Consider the following 16824-nt stretch of genomic DNA (forward strand, 5'->3'; position numbering starts at 1 on the left):
GTATGAAATAGAGCTAAGTCTTTTGCTTTTGATCTGTTTGTAATTGAGTAAAATGATTGTATCACTGAGGGGCAAAAGAATTTTTTTACACACAAAATATATCTTGAGCATCCGTTGATGGAATAAAAGTAGGGAGGATACAAAAAGCCTTGACTCCAAGGCTTTTCCTGTTGATGTTTATTCCCTTACACAGACTTTTACATTGAGAATCAATTAGTTTTGAAAATTAACTCTGCATAGTAATCAAGGAGTAGTAATGCTAAACTGTTTCGGACTTATTTTGGAATAACTCAATTTTATTATCACAATAATTGATTAAATGCCGAGCGTTTTTGAGATTATATCCTTTTTCAGATACAGGCTTTACTTTCTTCTCATCAAAATAGTAGCCAGTCAAGCCCCTGATTTCTTCTGACAATGTGAGATAATATCCTGTTTCGATTCCCTCGTCTAGATCTTTGGAAAATGACTTCATCAAACGTCCAAAGAGAGACTTTTTCGTCTTTTCATCACTGGAATCATTTCCCAAGTTAGTTGAGATGAGTCCTGGATGATAGGCATTAACAGTAACATTTGAACCTTTTAGAAAGAACTCTCTTGCTAGATAGCGTGTCATCCAAATGGTGTATAGTTTAGAATTGTTATAGGCTAAACTAGGATTGTAGCCTTTCTCAAAGCCAAAGTCCAAATCTTTAACCTTGGCAAAATGGTGCATGTAGGAAGAGGTATTAATAACACGACCATCAGGCGCTTTTTCTAATAAGGGACTTAGCTCAATTGTTAAAATATAGGGAACGAGAACGGATAACATAAAAGTCAATTCGACATTTTCAGCACTCGCTTTTCGTTCTTTCCCTCCATAAAGTCCTGCATTATTAAACAAGATATCGATACTTTGAAAGTCTCGCTTGATTTCCTCTACAAATCGATAAACATCGTCTAATTTTGAAAAATCTGCAAGGTAGCTAGAAACTCTGCCTCTCAAGGAGACTGCACGAACTTCTTGAAGCGCCAGCTCAAGTTTTTGAGGATTTCGACCATGAAGGATGACATGATGACCTTCACTGGCCAGTTTCTTTGCCAAATGTTTACCGATACCGTCAGTAGCACCTGTTATTAGAATCGTTTTGACCATATTAGTCCTCCAAGAAAGCAATGAGTTCTTTTGCAAATTCGTCTGCATATTGGAAAATCGAACCGTGGCCAGCATTTGGATAGATAATCAGCTTACTATTTTCGATTTTCTCATGCATGTCATAGGAATTTTCCGTTGGAACCTGCATATCCTTGTCCCCGTTGACGATTAAGGTTGGTTGAGTGATAAATGTTAGGTCGTCTTGAGGATCTTTCCCCCAACGTTTAATAGCTTTGAGTTGAGTTAGGAATCCTGATAGGTTCATGTCTTTATCCGCAAATTCCTTTGTTCTCATCCCCATTCGTCCTAGGACTTTCAAGGCTTCGATTTTCCCTTGTTCATCATGATTATAGAAGATATAGCGTTTAGGATCGATACGTTCGAGTCCGGCTTTAAACATATAGTTAAAGGTTTTTCCTGTTACCTTATCGACCTCTTTTCCACCTCGAGGTCCTGTTCCTGCCAAGATGAGACGGTTGACCAAATCAGGCTTACTTCTGACCATTTCTTGGGCAATCATGCCCCCCATGGAAAGTCCGAGGAGATTGATTTTATCGTAACCAAGCGCTTTTACAAAGTCAATTGTCTGCTCAGCCATTCCAGGAATGGTTTGCGCCACTTTTCCCTGACTAGCACCGACACCAGGAAGATTGACAACAATTACATGGTGCTTTTCAGCAATCAAGTCTAATAGTCTTGGATCCCAGTTATCGAGAGTTGCTGCCAAATGTACCAGCATCAGAAGAGGTAGTTTTGATTTGCCTTTACTAAGTTCGCGATAGGCGATTTGGTTTTCTTGGACGGTGATGTATTGATTTTTTGTAGTAAGATATGACATTGTGTTTCCCTTTTTATTTCTTAAAGCTGAGGACTGTTTTTCCACGTGAGCGACCATTAGCGACTTTGTCTAAGGCGCTATTTACCTCTTCAAATGGATAAACTGTATCGATAGAGGGTTTGATTTCTAATTTACTAAAGAGGTCAGCTACCTCTTGTAATTGAGCGCCATTGCTTTCTACAAAGATAAAATGATAGTGGACATTATATTTTTCCGCCATTTTATCAAATTTGCGACCTGCTAAGCCAAGAATAATCTGTTTCCATTTTGGTAGATTCATGCGTTTGGCAAAGGCACCGTTTGGCAAGGCACGAAGTGAAACAAGATGACCACCTTTTTTCATGATAGACATTTGTTTTTCAGTTTCAGCTCCACCGAGAGTATCGAGGACATAATCCACCTGACTAATAGTTTTTGTATAATCCTCTGTTTTGTAATCGATAAATCTATCTGCTCCTAGTTTCAACACACGCTCAGCACTATCTCCAGAACCGTTGGTGATGACTTTCAAACCTTTGGCCTTGGCAATCGGAATGGCCATTCCACCGACACCTCCAGTACCACCAGAAATAAAGATCGTTTTCCCAGCTTGAGTGCCCATGAGGTCAAGAGCCTGCATGATAGTCAAGGCAGTAAGCGGAACAGCAGCAGCTTCCTCGTCTGATAGATAGTCTGGAACCTTGGCTAAGGCTTGGCTATCGACAGCTAGGTATTCTGCAAAGGCGCCGATATGATCAAGTGGCAGACGGCCAAAGACACGGTCTCCTATCTGAAAGTTGTCAACTTGCTTGCCAATGCTTTCAACGATCCCACCGACCTCGTTACCTGCAGTTTGAGGAAGTTTGTAAGGAACAATCATCTTGACCTCACCACGAGAGATCATGTTATCGAGAGGATTAACCCCGGCTGCGGTGACTTTCACCAAGACTTGTTTGTCTGTAATACTTGGTTTAGCGATTTCTGTGATGTTCAGTGTGATATTGTTTTTGTTATAAGTAGTGTGTTGTGCGGCTTTCATGTGATTTCTCTTTTCTTTTTCTATATGATTTTATACCTGTATCTGATACAAGTATATGTTATTTCCAGTAAAAACTGACTTGTTATCAAATCAGTTTCGGACTTGTTTAGCTTGTTTATATAGATTGTCAATGACATCTTCTAAAGTTTGATTTGCTAATTCCTTCTCTAATTGAGATTCGGCACTAGCGAAAAGCGGTGAAACTGCTCCTTGGATATGTTTTCCAACAGGGCAATCAGGATTGCTATTTTGATGAACAGGGAATAAACTAATGTGATTGATTTCTTGAGTAGCATAGTAGATCTCTAGTAAAGTCATTTTCTTTGGAGACTTACTGAGTTGATAACCTGTTTTTCCTTGCTGGGAATGAATCAAATCTGCATTTTTCAATAAGGCAATCACTTTTCGAATGTAACTAGCGTTAGTCCCAACACTAATAGCTAGTGCTTGAGAACTTAAGGTTTCCTTGCTTTCACTAATCATTGTTAAGATATGCAAAGCAACTGAGAATTTTGTATCCATATGAATCCCTCTCTTAATAAACTTGTATCAGATACAAGAACAAGTATAACATAAATTAAAAGAAAAGCAAGTCTTTTGTTTTAAATTTTAAAAAATTTTGAGTGCAATCAGATTAGAGCTGTCTGGGAAGGGTGTTCATAAAATTATACCGTTGATATCCATTAGTTGACCAAAAGTAGAACAGATACACAAAAAAGCCTAGTAAATCAAGGCTTTTTCCTGTTGTATTTAGATGCCCCCTACAGGGATTTGGAAAGGACTTTCATATTGAGAGCAATTAAAAATATTGAAATATAAGTGATTTTAGGTATTTTCAATGTCATGATTTAAAAATGGGACAAAAGTGGGGCAAAAACCATACAGATTCTAAACTGTATGGTTCTTTTTTTATCTAACCAAGAAAGGTTAAAACTTATTAAAACAAATGCAATCAACTGTTGAAAACTTTTTAGTCCGTGTAATATAAAAACAAGTAAAAAGTTGAACTATAGGGAATATTGTGTCATAATAGGCAATAGATGAATAATTAATAGATTGGAAATAATGCTTTCTTACCTTAACAAGTTGAATTGGTTATACATTTTTTCGTCGCAATTGTGTCTATCTCTCGAGTTTAGCTAGTTTTTATAAGCTCTGGTTTCTAATCAATATAACAAATTTTAGAAGTGCATAAGACAAGATGGTGACATTACTACAGTCATTTCTAGTCACCATATGTTGCTGGCACAGGCTGTTTGTAGTGTTGGCTATTTACTAGTCAGTTTAATCGGAGTGTTTAATTTTTATTGTTGAAAGGTTTTTATATGGCGAAAATTCTATCTTTAGGTCTGACAGGTAAGAAATTACTTGCTCAGGGGTTCTTGTTTGTTCTGCTAGGTCTCATCTTGATGGTCACGGGGACTTGGTTGCCAGTAAAGGTTATTCGACTGGTTCTGTTTTTAGCTTGGATAGCAACGGTCTTAGATTTAGTATTACGTATTTTCAAAAAAAGTCAGTCAACGGACACCTTGGGAGTTGCACTGGTTAAATTGTTAGTGCTGGGATATTTGCTTGGCTCCAATCTTGCGACGGATGTGCCGATTTATATTTTGGCTCTTGTGATTGGAGTTTATCAGATTTTTCATGCTAGTATTAACCTTGTCACCTATGTTCTCTACCGCAAAAACAAAATTCGACCTCGTTTTCGTCTCTTACTAGATGGACTCGTACTAGTTTTTCTTGGTGGGACTAGTCTTTTGTCCTCTACAGGAAATTCTGTCTTTCAACTCTTTGTATTAGGGGCTTATTTTTTCCTTTATGGTGTGTCCAATATCCGTGATGGTTTCTTGTTTGAGGAGGAAATTGGGAAAAACCATCTCAAACGTCGTGTAAGAATGAGCTTACCTATTGTCCTAGCCGCTCTCATCCCTGCAAGAACTTTAGCAAAAATCAACAAATTCATGCAGGAAAATGCTGATGAGAGAGAGGATATCCATCTTGGAATGGTGAAGTCTGGTAAGACAGCGGAGCTTGAAATTTTTGTTCATACAGCTGAGACCTCTCTGTTTTCGGCAATTGGTCATGTGGATATCTGCTATCAGGGCCGTGTTATTTCTTATGGCAACTATGATCCGTCTTCTGAGACCTTATTTGGCATGGTAGGAGATGGTGTCTTATATTTCTGTGATCGTGACAAGTACATTGACCTATGTAAACGTGAGAGTCAAAAAACGCTTTTTGGTTATGGGATAGATTTGACGCCTGAAATGGAAAAAGCAGTTCAGAAAAAGTTGGCTGAATTGAAACAACTGACGATTCCATGGGAGCCAAGTGCAGATAAAATCATGACAGGTGATGGTAAGGAAGACTACACCTACGCTTATAAAATCAGACACGAGACAGATGGGGAACTTTATAAATTTATCAAATCTAAGTTTAAATCCTACTTTGTCTTATCTACAAACTGTGTGCTCTTGGCTGATACCATAGTCGGTCAGGCTGGCACCGATATCCTCTCACCCAAAGGATTTATCGCTCCAGGAACTTACCAAGCCTACCTTGATCGAGAGTTTGAAAAACCAAATAGTATAGTCGTATCTAAACATGTTTATTAAGGAAAATTTATGAACTTAGTTAAAAAATATACTCCGTTAATCCTTTTTATAGGGCTGGTTGCTCTTGTAATTCTGAATGCATCGAGCTTTATATCAGGAGCAATCTCTCTCTTTGATGTAATATCAACCTTGATTTATGGTGCTGTTATTGCTTTTGTGCTTAATGTTCCTATGAAAAAAATTGAACAGTACTTAGTTAAATTGAAGGTAAAGGCAGAGTTGCGTCGTCCGATTGCCATGGTACTTGTTTTCCTAGCTCTTATCTTAATCGTGATTGCTCTTTTGGTTTTGGTGCTGCCAACCCTAGCCCAGACTATTAGTCAGCTGGGAACAGTCCTTTCAACAGTCCTTACTCAACTTGGGAAATTGCTAGGCAGCTCGGAATTTGTAACCAAAGACATGTTGTCAACTATCGTATCAGGCATACAGGGACAATCTAGTTCTATTAGCCAAGCTTTGATAGGTTTTTTATCAGGTCTGACTAGTAATATCGGCAATATTTTTTCAAGTTTGATGAATGCCTTTTTGATTATAGTCTTCACCTTTTTATTTTTATCCAGTAAGGAACATTTGGCAGCGATGACGAGTCGACTTCTAAAAGTTTTTCTTCCAGAGAAGGTGGTGATAAAGTTGACTTACATTGGACAAGTAGCACTAGAGACTTATGACCAATTTTTGATGAGTCAGCTGATTGAAGCAGTTATCATAGGAGTTATGATAGCGGTTGGTTACAGCGTGTTTGGGATACCCTATGGAGTAATGACAGGTATCTTTGCAGGAGTGCTATCGTTCATTCCTTATGTAGGGCCTATGATTGCTTGTGTTGTGGGAGCGATTTTTATCTTCACAGTGAGTCCTACTCAAGCCTTACTTTCTCTTCTTCTATATCAAGTTATACAGCTGATTGAAGGAAACCTTATTTATCCTAGAGTTGTAGGTCAGTCTATTGGTTTGCCAGCTATTTTCACGCTTGCGGCTGCTAGTATTGGAGGGAATCTTTTCGGACTACTTGGAATGATATTCTTTACCCCCGTATTTGCTGTTATCTATCGACTGGTTAAAGAATTTGTCGTTGCAAAGGAAAATCAGGTAGATTAAGAAAAACTAAATTTAATAAGATATACTGAGAAGAGAGTGAGAGATTCTCTTCTCTTTTATTTTTAAATACTTTTCTACAAAAAGCTATTAGACGTTAAAAAAAGCCTTGGTTTCAAGGCTTATTTCTGTTGATTTAGATGTGCCCCCTGCAGGGCTCGAACCTGCGCCCCATAGCTTAAGAGTCTACTGCTCTACCAACTGAGCTAAGGAGGCAACAGAAAAAGCTGAGAATGTAACTTCCCAGCTATTTTAATATGCCCAAAATGGCAGCTAGATTATTTACGAAAGGCATCAAGGATATAGGTGAAACCAACAATTAAAAATGCAAAGGCAACGACATAAACGACAAAGACACTTGTAGCTACTGGATTGAACAAAATCACTAGACCTAGTAAAAATGCAAGCAACGCTATCCACATGATATGGTTGCCAATAATAGGGAAAATCAATCCCAGACGATTGCCTTTAAAGAAAGCTATAATGGCTTCTACAATTAACCAAATTCCTAAAATAGTTGGAATGACAACTGGCAGCGTCACAAAGCCATAGGCAACGAGGTAAAGAGCTAAGAGAAGATTAACAATCCCTTGGAAAAGATGAGCTGGTGAGCGAAGCTCTTTTGGTACAGAGAAATAGCCTAAAATAGCTGCTATAGAAGAAACCAGTAAACCAAATGCAATCCACCAGCTGTAAGCAACAAGATTAGCTACTGGGTTTGTAAATAGGAAAAGTCCTAAAAGGACAAAAACAACTCCTGCAAGGAATAGCAGTAAACGATTAGAAAATTTCATTTCAATACCCCCTATATAGTATAGTATAGTTTGATAATAAAAATATTATACACCTTTTTAGAGGAAATGTCAATAAACTAAATGGAAAATTTGGAAGTTTCAGTCTGATTCATGAAAAGAAAATCAGTTTTTATTATTTTGAAAATAAAAAGAGAAGATAAAATTTGTCTTCTCTACATGAAAATATTGTATGGCATCAAAGCAAAAGTAACTGGCTTTACACTATTTGTTAAGATGTAATTTGGTTCAAAAAGAAAAGATAGATTTAAAAGTGGGGCAAATGATGAGGCAAATCAGTTATAGATAAGCAAAAAAGCCTTGGTTATCAAGGCTTTTCCTGTTGTATTTAGATGCCCCCTACAGGGATCGAACCTGTGACCCACGGATTAAGAGTCCGCTGCTCTGCCAGCTGAGCTAAGGAGGCAAAGAAAAAAGCTGTATTGGTGCCGAAACTTCACGGTTTGTATTGAACCCGCGCAATTAAGCAGGTGGGCAACTCGCTCTAACTGAAGCTGTTTCCGTGTGAGACGGCCTACATGCTGTTAGAAGACTTTTGTTTCCCTAATAATACAAAAAATAGTCGGTCAACACTTAAGTGTGAAGTCGTACACCACAGCGTTTCTATATTTATATGATACCACTTTTTTTAAAAAATTCAAGAGGAAAATTTATTTTTTTTGAAAAGGATTTCACAAGTTTCTTAATTTATCAATGGTTTCCTTACGTTGGGCTAAGGCCCGTTCGTACTTGCCAGTTTCCTCTGGTGAAAAGTAGCTATGATTGCGAATCTTTTCTGGCAAGTAGTCTTGTTTGACCCAGTGTCCAGGATAGTTGTGTGGATAGAGATAGTTTTGAGCGTTGCCCAATTCCTTGCTACCACTATAATGTCCATCACGCAGATGTCGTGGAATGGGCAAATGCCCTGATGTTTTGAGGTCAGCAAGAGCCTTGTCCATAGCCACATAGGCTGAGTTGGATTTTGGAGAAAGGGCCAAATCAATCACGATATTGGCAATGAGAATGCGAGCTTCTGGGAAACCAATTCTTTGTGCAGCATCTAGAGCAGTTACGGTATGAATCTGGGCTTCAGGATTGGCCAAACCAATATCCTCATAGGCAATCACAGTCAAACGACGAGCGAGACTAGGCAGATCCCCAGCTTCAATCAAGCGGGCTGCGTAATGAAGACTGGCATCCACATCCGAGCCGCGGATGGACTTTTGCAGGGCTGAGAGGACATCATAGTGGCCATCCCCATCCTTGTCCATAGTTATATAGCTCCTTTGCAGACTGTTCTCCATGATATCAAGAGTGATATGGCGGATGCCCTTATCATTTTCAGGGGTAGAGAGAACGGCTAAGTCTAGTGAATTAAAGGCAGAACGCAGGTCTCCATTTGTAGAGGTCGCGATGAAATCCAGTGCATCCTCATCTAATTCAACTGGGAAATCAAAGCCACGTTCAGGGTCAGATAGAGCTATCTGAATCGCTCCTTTGACATCTTGATTGGACAAGGGTTCTAACTCAAAAATCTGAACACGGCTACGAATGGCTGGAGTGACTGAAAAGAAGGGATTTTCAGTCGTCGCCCCAATCATGATAACCAGACCACTTTCCAAGAGTGGCAGAAGAAAGTCTTGCTTGGTTTTATCCAGACGATGAATCTCGTCCAATAACAGGACTAGTCCTCCAGAGAATTTAGCCTCTTCAGCGATTTCTTGGAGACGTTTTTTGCTATCAACAGTGGCATTGAAGGTCCGAAAGGCATACTTGGTCGTTCCAGCGATGGCAGAGGCGATACTGGTCTTTCCGATACCCGGAGGTCCGTAGAGAATCATGGAGGACAGGCGGTTGGCCTCCACCATGCGGCGGATGATTTTTCCTGATCCGACCAGATGATCCTGACCGATGACCTGGTCGATGGTTTTTGGGCGCATGCGAAGCGCGAGATTGTCTGGCATAGCAGTCCTTTCTAACATGGATTTTCTGATGTATATGTGGTAAGATGGTAGTATCTATTTTAGCATAATTTCGAGTAATCGGGGCGATTTAAGAGTCGCATAGAAAGAGGACAAAATGGCAACATACGGATTTTTAGATGTTTTAGAGGAAGAGTTGGAGAAGAATTTTCCTTTTGACTTTGAGATTAGCTGGGACAAGCGCAACCACGCGGTTGAAGTGAGTTTTTTATTGGAAGCACAAAATGCTGCGGGAGTAGAGATGCTGGACGAGGACGGAGAGGTCTCATCAGACGACATTCTCTTCGAGGAAGCAGTCCTTTTCTACAATCCTGCCAAGTCAACAGTCAATGAGGAAGACTATTTGACAGCTATCCCTTACCTACCTAAAAAAGGTTTTTCTCGTGAGTTTTTAGCTTATTTTGCTCTATTCCTCAAAGACACTGCAGAGGTTGGGCTAGATGCACTCATGGACTTTTTGGAAGACCCAGAAGCAGAAGAATTTGTCATGGAATGGAACCAAGAAGTCTTTGAAGAAGGAAAAGTTGGCTTGGAGGAAGGGGAGTTTTATCCTTATCCGAGATACTAGGAGTTGGTTGGAGATTTTATGAAGAAAATTGGGATTTATTTGGTTTATGTGCTAGCTTTTGCCTTTATTATGCTAGCTTTTGCTTGTGGCACTATCGCATTTGCAGAGTTGGGGTATTCCGCAGTTTTAGCATTCACTTTTGGTTATTCCTTCGCTCTTTTAAGTATGTATTTAATCTTTATTCTTCATGAGCTGGGTCATGCTTTTTGTGGCTACTTGACAGGCTATCGGCTGGTGGCTTTTGGATTAGGACATTTTCTTTTGACCAAAAAGTCAGGCAGGTTTCATCTTAGTCGAACAGCCGTTCTGAAAAATGTTGGTGCTCAGTATATTGGATTGAAAGAAGATGAAAGCGATCAAAGAATCATCTTGATGCTTTCAGGAGGTTTGCTGGTTCATCTTAGCTTGATATTATTGGCGATATTGTTTGGATTTTTGACAAGAAGCTGGTATTTTGCTGGTACTTGGATTTTTCTGAATTTGTCTTTCTTCCTAAACAACACTTTGCCAGTCGGCATCACCGATGGAGCAAAAATATGGGAATTGCGACAACACCCTGAAAATACCAAATACGCCTACATGGTGTTGAGGCATTCTGCCCAGACCCTGCTAGCTCCTCAAGAATATGATTTGAAAGACTTTATCATGCCTGTTCCTGAGGATGCAAGTGGGAGTTTTGCAGAAAGTATTCAAACTCTTCAGGGAGTGGTTTTCATATTGGATGGTCATTTGGAGACAGCTAAAAAGCTATTTCAATCTTTACTAGAGAGAACAGAACACTCGCTGTCTGAAACTTTTTGCCAGCTATACCTTCTTCAAATCGCCTTGCTGGAAGGAGATAATGAGAAAGCGGAGAAATATGCAAGTATTCGAAGTGTTAAATCCTTTTTATCTCTAAAAATGGCAGATGTGCAGATGATTCAAGCCTGGTATCAATTTAAGGTAAAGAAAAATATAGCTCAAACTCGCAAGGCTATGAAGATTGCTAGACAGAAAATGAATAGCAGCCGAATGCTACGGGACGAGAAACGCTATTATGAAAACTGGTTAGCAGAGCTGGAAAAGGAATTAGCTGAAGGAGTCTAACATGGAAATAGAAATTTCTGATTTCACAGGTTGCAAAATTGCCCTCTTTTGTGGTGATAAGCTCTTAACTATCTTACGTGATGACAAGGAAAACATCCCATGGCCCAATATGTGGGAACTACCAGGTGGTGGGCGTGAAGGGGATGAAAGTCCTTTTGAGTGCGCAGCGCGTGAAGTTTTTGAGGAACTGGGGATTCGTCTGACTAAAGATTGTCTGCTTTTGAGTAAGGTTTATCCAAGTATGCTTTTTGAGGGGAAGAAATCCGTCTTTTTGGTTGGTAAGTTGGCTCAGGAACAATTTGACAAGATTGTCTTTGGTGACGAAGGGCAGGGATATAGACTGATGAGCATTGAGGAGTTTCTTAGCTCAGATAAGGTTGTCCCCCAGTTGCAGGACAGAGTGAGGGAGTATTTGGAGGAGAATTATGATAACACTTGAGAGAGCAGGAGCAGAGGATTTGGAGACCATCATTGCGATTCAAAGAGCTAGCTTTAAGGCTGTCTATGAAAAATACCAAGATGAGTATGATCCTTATCTCGAGGATCGTGAACGAATCAAGTGGAAATTGGTTGAGCGTCCCAATAGCTATTACTACTTTGTGAAAGAAAAGGACGAAAATATCGGATTTTTACGAGTTCAGACCAATGAAGAGTTGACGGAGGCTTGGTTGGGAACGGCAGCGATTTTACCCCAGTATCAAGGAAAAGGTTATGGTTCTGAAGGATTGGAATTGCTGGAAAAGGAATTTCCGACGATTAAGCAGTGGGATTTGTGTACGGTATTACAGGATGCGGGCATGGTCGCTTTTTATGAGAAAAATGGTTACCGTCAAACCCATATCGAACCTGAAAAAGAAGGTATGGATATGGTCTACATGAAAAAATTGATTGACAAATAGAAAGGATGGTTCAGTTAAATTTCTAAACTGAACCCGCCCTAAACACTGTGCCAAAAAGATAAACTTCTCTTAGACACAAGCGTCTTCAGAGAGTTTCCTATTTTGGCTTTGTGTTTTACGGGCTTGGTATCTTAATTATGGAAACATGGCAAGAGTTAAAAGTTACAGTGAAGCGTGAGGGAGAGGAGTTGGTCTCCAATCTCTTGATTGAGCTAGGTGCTCAAGGTGTTGCGATCGAAGACAGCATGGACTATGTGGGAAATGTCGACCGTTTTGGTGAGATTTTCCCAGAGGTCGAGCAGCAGGAAGAAATCGTGGTGACAGCCTACTACCCTGATACGGTTGATGTGGCAGTGGTTGAGGCGGATTTGCAGGCTCGCTTGGCAGACTTGACGGATTTTATAGACTTGGGAGAAGTCAAGATGGGAACGACCGCCTTGGCTGAGGAAGACTGGGCAGACAACTGGAAGAAATACTATGAACCCGCTCGCATCACTCATGATTTGACCATCGTGCCGTCCTGGACAGACTATGAGGCGACTACGGGAGAAAAGATTATCAAGCTAGATCCTGGTATGGCCTTCGGAACTGGGACGCATCCAACTACTAAGATGAGCCTTTTTGCCTTGGAGCAGGTCCTTCGTGGTGGCGAAACGGTGCTTGATGTGGGAACTGGATCAGGAGTTCTTTCCATTGCCAGCTCGCTTCTTGGTGCTAAGGAGATTTTCGCCTATGACCTCGATGATGTGGCGGTTCGGGTCGCTCAGGAAAATATTGAACTCAACCCTGGCATGGAAAATATTCATGTAGCGGCTGGAGATTTGCTTAAGGGTGTTGAAATTGAGGCAGATGTCATCGTGGCTAATATCTTGGCGGATATTCTCATTCATCTGACAGAGGATGCTTATCGCTTGGTCAAGGATGAGGGCTACCTCATCATGAGTGGCATTATCAAGGACAAGTGGGACATGGTGCGCGAGTCGGCTGAGTTAGCTGGATTTTTCCTCGAAACTCACATGGTTCAAGGGGAATGGAACGCCTGTGTCTTTAAGAAGACTAAGGATATTTCAGGTGTGATTGGAGGCTAGCATGCAACAGTATTTTGTCAAAGGCAGTCCTACATCACCTGTGACCATTGAGGACAAGGAAACCAGCAAGCACATGTTTCAGGTCATGCGCCTGAAAGAAGAGGATGAGGTGACCTTGGTCTTTGATGATGGCGTCAAGCGCTTGGCGCGCGTGCTGGATGTGGAAAATCGTCAGTTTGAGTTGGTTCAAGAATTAGCTGACAATGTAGAACTGCCCGTTCAAGTAACCATCGCATCTGGATTTCCCAAGGGAGACAAGCTGGAGTTTATTACTCAAAAAGTGACGGAACTAGGCGCTAGCCAAATCTGGGCCTTTCCTGCCGATTGGTCAGTTGCCAAATGGGACGGCAAGAAACTAGGCAAGAAAGTTGAAAAACTAGAAAAAATCGCCCTTGGAGCAGCTGAACAAAGCAAACGTAATATCGTTCCAAGCATCACACTTTTTGAGAAAAAAGCAGACTTTCTAGCCCAACTAGACCAGTTTGACTCTATCATAGTGGCCTATGAAGAATCAGCAAAAGAAGGAGAAGCCGCTGCACTCTTACAAGCAGTTACTGGTCTTGAAAAAGGAGCCAAATTGCTCTTTATCTTTGGCCCAGAAGGCGGTCTCTCACCTGCAGAAATTGAGGGTTTTGAAACTAAAGGAGCCGTCTTGGCAGGACTTGGTCCTCGCATTCTAAGAGCAGAAACAGCACCACTTTATGCTTTATCAGCCCTTAGTGTTTTAGTAGAATTAGAGAAATAAGAGGAAGAAAATGGAACAAAAACACCGTTCAGAATTCTCAGAGAAGGAACTTTGGGATTTAACCGCCCTATACCAAGACCGTGAGGATTTCTTGCGTGCAATCGAGAAAACGCGCGAAGACATCAATCAATTTAGCCGTGATTACAAGGGCAATCTTCACACTTTTGAAGATTTCGAGAAGGCCTTTGCAGAATTGGAACAAATCTATATCCAGATGAGCCATATCGGCAATTACGCCTTTATGCCTCAGACGACAGACTATAGCAACGAAGATTTTGCCAACATTGCCCAAGCTGGGATGGAATTTGAAACAGATGCCAGCGTAGCCTTGACCTTCTTTGACGACGCTTTGGTAGCAGCAGACGAGGAAGTCTTGGACCGTTTGGGGGAACTTCCCCACTTGACAGCAGCTATTCGTCAGGCTAAGATCAAAAAAGCCCACTACCTAGGGGCAGATGTTGAGAAGGCCTTGACCAATCTCGGTGAAGTTTTCTATAGTCCACAGGACATTTATACTAAAATGCGAGCTGGGGATTTTGAAATGGCTGACTTTGAGGCCCATGGCAAGACCTACAAAAACAGCTTTGTGACCTATGAAAATTTTTACCAAAACCACGAGGACGCTGAGGTTCGTGAGAAATCCTTCCGTTCTTTCTCAGAAGGACTTCGTAAGCACCAAAATACAGCTGCGACAGCCTATCTAGCCCAAGTCAAGTCTGAAAAACTCTTGGCAGATATGAAGGGTTACGACTCAGTTTTTGACTATCTTCTGGCTGAGCAAGAAGTGGACCGTGCTATGTTTGACCGCCAGATCGACCTCATCATGAAGGACTTTGCGCCAGTTGCCCAGAGATACCTCAAGCATGTTGCCAAGGTCAATGGTCTTGAAAAGATGACTTTTGCAGACTGGAAATTGGACTTGGATAGCGCCCTGAATCCTGAAGTGACTATTGACGATGCCTATGATTTGGTCATGAAGTCAGTAGAACCTTTGGGACAAGAATATTGTCAGGAAGTTGCTCGTTATCAAGAGGAACGATGGGTGGACTTTGCTGCTAATAGTGGCAAGGATTCTGGTGGTTATGCGGCGGATCCGTATCGCGTGCACCCTTATGTCCTCATGAGCTGGACTGGTCGTTTGAGTGATGTCTATACCTTGATTCATGAAATCGGACATTCTGGTCAATTCATCTTTTCAGACAATCACCAAAGTTACTTCAATGCTCATATGTCGACCTACTACGTCGAAGCGCCATCAACCTTCAATGAATTGCTTCTTAGTGATTACTTGGAGCACCAATCTGACGACCCTCGTCAAAAACGTTTCGCTCTTGCCCACCGCTTGACAGATACCTACTTCCATAATTTCATCACCCACCTCTTGGAGGCAGCCTTCCAGCGTAAGGTTTATACATTGATTGAAGAAGGGGAAACCTTTGGAGCAAGCAAACTCAACAGCATTATGAAGGAAGTTTTGACAGATTTCTGGGGAGATGCTATTGAAATTGATGACGATGCGGCACTGACTTGGATGCGCCAAGCTCACTACTACATGGGCTTGTATAGTTACACTTACTCTGCTGGTCTTGTCATCTCGACTGCAGGTTACCTCCATCTGAAAAACTCTGAGACTGGAGCTAGAGACTGGCTCAATCTCCTTAAATCAGGTGGTAGTAAGACACCGCTTGAGTCAGCCATGATTATCGGAGCGGATATCTCAACAGACAAACCACTCCGTGATACCATCCAGTTCTTGTCAGACACAGTTGACCAGATTATCGCCTACAGTGCTGAGTTGGGAGAGTAAATTAAAAGAGTCTGGGACAAAAGTCTAACCTTAAATATAAAAAGCGAACAAAACGAGTTATCTGACACTCAGAATACTGTCTTGTTTGCTTTTTTTCTAATCTATCGATTTTAGAAATTTATAATAAAGAATTCCTAAAATCAAAATTTTTTGTCCCGGCCTCTTAAATTATCCCCAAAAGCTATCTTCTTCAGCTTGATCTGAAGAGAAGAGCCAAACTTCTTTGATTTTTCCGTCTTCAATACGGAAGAGGTCAATCCCGTTCATATTGAGTTCAGTACCATCAGCCCGTGTTCCAAGAAAAGTAACATTAGCTGCGATTAAATCCTTATTGTCAGAAACCCAATTTGTTATCACCTTAAAGGTTCCATTAGTTTTCTCAGCAAATGTAGCCAGGTGAGATCCTAGCTTGTCCTTACCAATAACTGTGCCAGATATACTATGATTACCAGGTTGATGCCAGACAATATCGTCTGCCATAGTTTCAAAGACACCAGGAAAGTCACCAGCAATTAAAGCTTGGTTATAAGCATTGAAAATTTCTAAGTTTGTTGACATATCTATTCTCCATTTCTTTTTTATGGTATAATTGTAACAGTTAAAATCGAAAAAACAAGTAGACACTTTTTCGATAGCTGGTATCAAAAGTAGTACTATTGTTGATACTAAAAGATAAATTTTTTTAAAAAAATAGAAAGAAGATATTTTATGCCAAATAAAGTGAGTGAGTATGGTATTTGTCCATTTGCGACAACGCAGAGGGTTTTAACGGGGAAATGGGCACTGGTAATCATTTATCAGTTGAGTACGGGTACTAAACGATTTAAAGAATTACAGAGATTATTGCCTGGGATTACTCAAACTATTTTGACCCGTCATCTCCGTCAATTAGAAAAGGATAAGATTGTTCAACGAAAGGTCTATGCCGAAGTTCCACCACGAGTTGAGTACAGCTTAACCGAAATGGGGCAGGAATTCAGAGTTGTTTTAGATGCTGTCGAGAAATGGGGTCTGGATTATATTAAGTTGCTAAATGCTAATGAGATAGGCAACTGATAATTCCCATAGAGGGAATGTATTTTTTATCGAATCCCTCAATTAAAAGACAGTAAGGCAAACCAGTAACTTTCCAGTCAATTTTCTTGAAACCCTTTCCT

17 protein-coding genes and 2 tRNA genes are annotated in these 16824 nt (G+C 40.7%); 10 read left to right on the forward strand and 9 right to left on the reverse strand.

Translation table 11 applies throughout. From position 1 onward, the window contains the following. Positions 1–259 precede the first annotated feature (259 nt). The 4 genes from D8801_RS05550 to D8801_RS05565 all read right to left on the reverse strand — a co-directional run bounded on the left by D8801_RS05550 (position 260) and on the right by D8801_RS05565 (position 3513). Entirely contained in the window at positions 260–1135 is an 876-nt protein-coding gene (locus tag D8801_RS05550; RefSeq protein WP_125848448.1) for an SDR family NAD(P)-dependent oxidoreductase, read from the reverse strand. A gap of 1 nt (position 1136) precedes the next feature. Next, on the reverse strand, positions 1137–1973 hold the full coding sequence (locus D8801_RS05555; protein WP_125848450.1) for an alpha/beta fold hydrolase: 837 nt from the start codon (positions 1971–1973) through the stop codon (positions 1137–1139). A 13-nt stretch (positions 1974–1986) separates the two neighbouring features. Beyond that, positions 1987–2991, reverse strand: coding sequence for an NADP-dependent oxidoreductase (locus tag D8801_RS05560; protein ID WP_084856104.1), 1005 nt, complete (start codon positions 2989–2991; stop codon positions 1987–1989). Positions 2992–3081: 90 nt separating this feature from the next. Continuing rightward, positions 3082–3513 (reverse strand): Rrf2 family transcriptional regulator, encoded by a 432-nt coding sequence (locus D8801_RS05565; RefSeq protein WP_000379854.1) that lies wholly within the window; start codon positions 3511–3513, stop codon positions 3082–3084. Between the two features lie 803 nt (positions 3514–4316). Between D8801_RS05565 and D8801_RS05570 the strand changes: the two genes are divergently transcribed. Both D8801_RS05570 and D8801_RS05575 read left to right on the forward strand, forming a co-directional pair. Further along, complete coding sequence (locus D8801_RS05570; protein ID WP_125848452.1) at positions 4317–5606, forward strand: DUF308 domain-containing protein; 1290 nt, start codon at positions 4317–4319, stop codon at positions 5604–5606. Positions 5607–5615: 9 nt separating this feature from the next. After that, positions 5616–6704 carry an AI-2E family transporter gene (locus D8801_RS05575; RefSeq protein ID WP_004193676.1) on the forward strand — a complete coding sequence of 363 codons (1089 nt, stop codon included), beginning with the start codon at positions 5616–5618 and terminating at the stop codon, positions 6702–6704. A 140-nt stretch (positions 6705–6844) separates the two neighbouring features. On the opposite strand, the gene D8801_RS05580 is transcribed toward D8801_RS05575, so the two are convergent. From D8801_RS05580 to D8801_RS05595, 4 genes are all read right to left on the reverse strand, one after another. Next, positions 6845–6917: transfer RNA gene (locus D8801_RS05580), tRNA-Lys, on the reverse strand. Positions 6918–6979: 62 nt separating this feature from the next. Further along, positions 6980–7495: a DUF308 domain-containing protein gene (locus D8801_RS05585; protein WP_000672739.1), complete on the reverse strand. Its 516-nt coding sequence runs from the start codon at positions 7493–7495 to the stop codon at positions 6980–6982. A gap of 351 nt (positions 7496–7846) precedes the next feature. Then, positions 7847–7919, reverse strand: a tRNA-Lys gene (locus D8801_RS05590). 265 nt (positions 7920–8184) lie between these two features. Next, positions 8185–9456 (reverse strand): replication-associated recombination protein A, encoded by a 1272-nt coding sequence (locus D8801_RS05595; RefSeq protein ID WP_125848454.1) that lies wholly within the window; start codon positions 9454–9456, stop codon positions 8185–8187. 115 nt (positions 9457–9571) lie between these two features. On the opposite strand from D8801_RS05595, the gene D8801_RS05600 reads away from it, so the two are divergent. From D8801_RS05600 to pepF, 7 genes are all read left to right on the forward strand, one after another. Continuing rightward, positions 9572–10042, forward strand: a complete 471-nt coding sequence (locus tag D8801_RS05600) for a DUF3013 family protein (RefSeq protein WP_125848456.1) — start codon at positions 9572–9574, stop codon at positions 10040–10042. Positions 10043–10060: 18 nt separating this feature from the next. Then, on the forward strand, positions 10061–11128 hold the full coding sequence (locus D8801_RS05605) for a site-2 protease family protein (RefSeq protein WP_180364068.1): 1068 nt from the start codon (positions 10061–10063) through the stop codon (positions 11126–11128). A gap of 1 nt (position 11129) precedes the next feature. Beyond that, positions 11130–11567: an NUDIX hydrolase gene (locus tag D8801_RS05610; RefSeq protein ID WP_093586561.1), complete on the forward strand. Its 438-nt coding sequence runs from the start codon at positions 11130–11132 to the stop codon at positions 11565–11567. After that, positions 11554–12027 carry a GNAT family N-acetyltransferase gene (locus D8801_RS05615; protein ID WP_093586563.1) on the forward strand — a complete coding sequence of 158 codons (474 nt, stop codon included), beginning with the start codon at positions 11554–11556 and terminating at the stop codon, positions 12025–12027. Before D8801_RS05610 ends, D8801_RS05615 begins: the two co-directional genes overlap by 14 nt. A 137-nt stretch (positions 12028–12164) precedes the next feature. Next, positions 12165–13115, forward strand: a complete 951-nt coding sequence (gene prmA / locus D8801_RS05620) for a 50S ribosomal protein L11 methyltransferase (protein WP_093586565.1) — start codon at positions 12165–12167, stop codon at positions 13113–13115. 1 nt (position 13116) lies between these two features. Then, complete coding sequence (locus D8801_RS05625; RefSeq protein ID WP_125848458.1) at positions 13117–13860, forward strand: 16S rRNA (uracil(1498)-N(3))-methyltransferase; 744 nt, start codon at positions 13117–13119, stop codon at positions 13858–13860. A gap of 10 nt (positions 13861–13870) precedes the next feature. Further along, on the forward strand, positions 13871–15667 hold the full coding sequence (gene pepF / locus D8801_RS05630) for an oligoendopeptidase F (protein WP_125848460.1): 1797 nt from the start codon (positions 13871–13873) through the stop codon (positions 15665–15667). Positions 15668–15835: 168 nt separating this feature from the next. On the opposite strand, the gene D8801_RS05635 is transcribed toward pepF, so the two are convergent. Further along, complete coding sequence (locus tag D8801_RS05635) at positions 15836–16225, reverse strand: nuclear transport factor 2 family protein (protein ID WP_125848462.1); 390 nt, start codon at positions 16223–16225, stop codon at positions 15836–15838. A gap of 150 nt (positions 16226–16375) precedes the next feature. Here D8801_RS05635 and D8801_RS05640 point away from each other — a divergent pair, with 150 nt between their 5' ends. Further along, positions 16376–16723 (forward strand): winged helix-turn-helix transcriptional regulator, encoded by a 348-nt coding sequence (locus D8801_RS05640; protein WP_125848464.1) that lies wholly within the window; start codon positions 16376–16378, stop codon positions 16721–16723. Positions 16724–16824: the final 101 nt, after the last annotated feature.

Source organism: Streptococcus oralis, assembly GCF_003943415.1.
Taxonomy (GTDB): domain Bacteria; phylum Bacillota; class Bacilli; order Lactobacillales; family Streptococcaceae; genus Streptococcus; species Streptococcus oralis_BJ.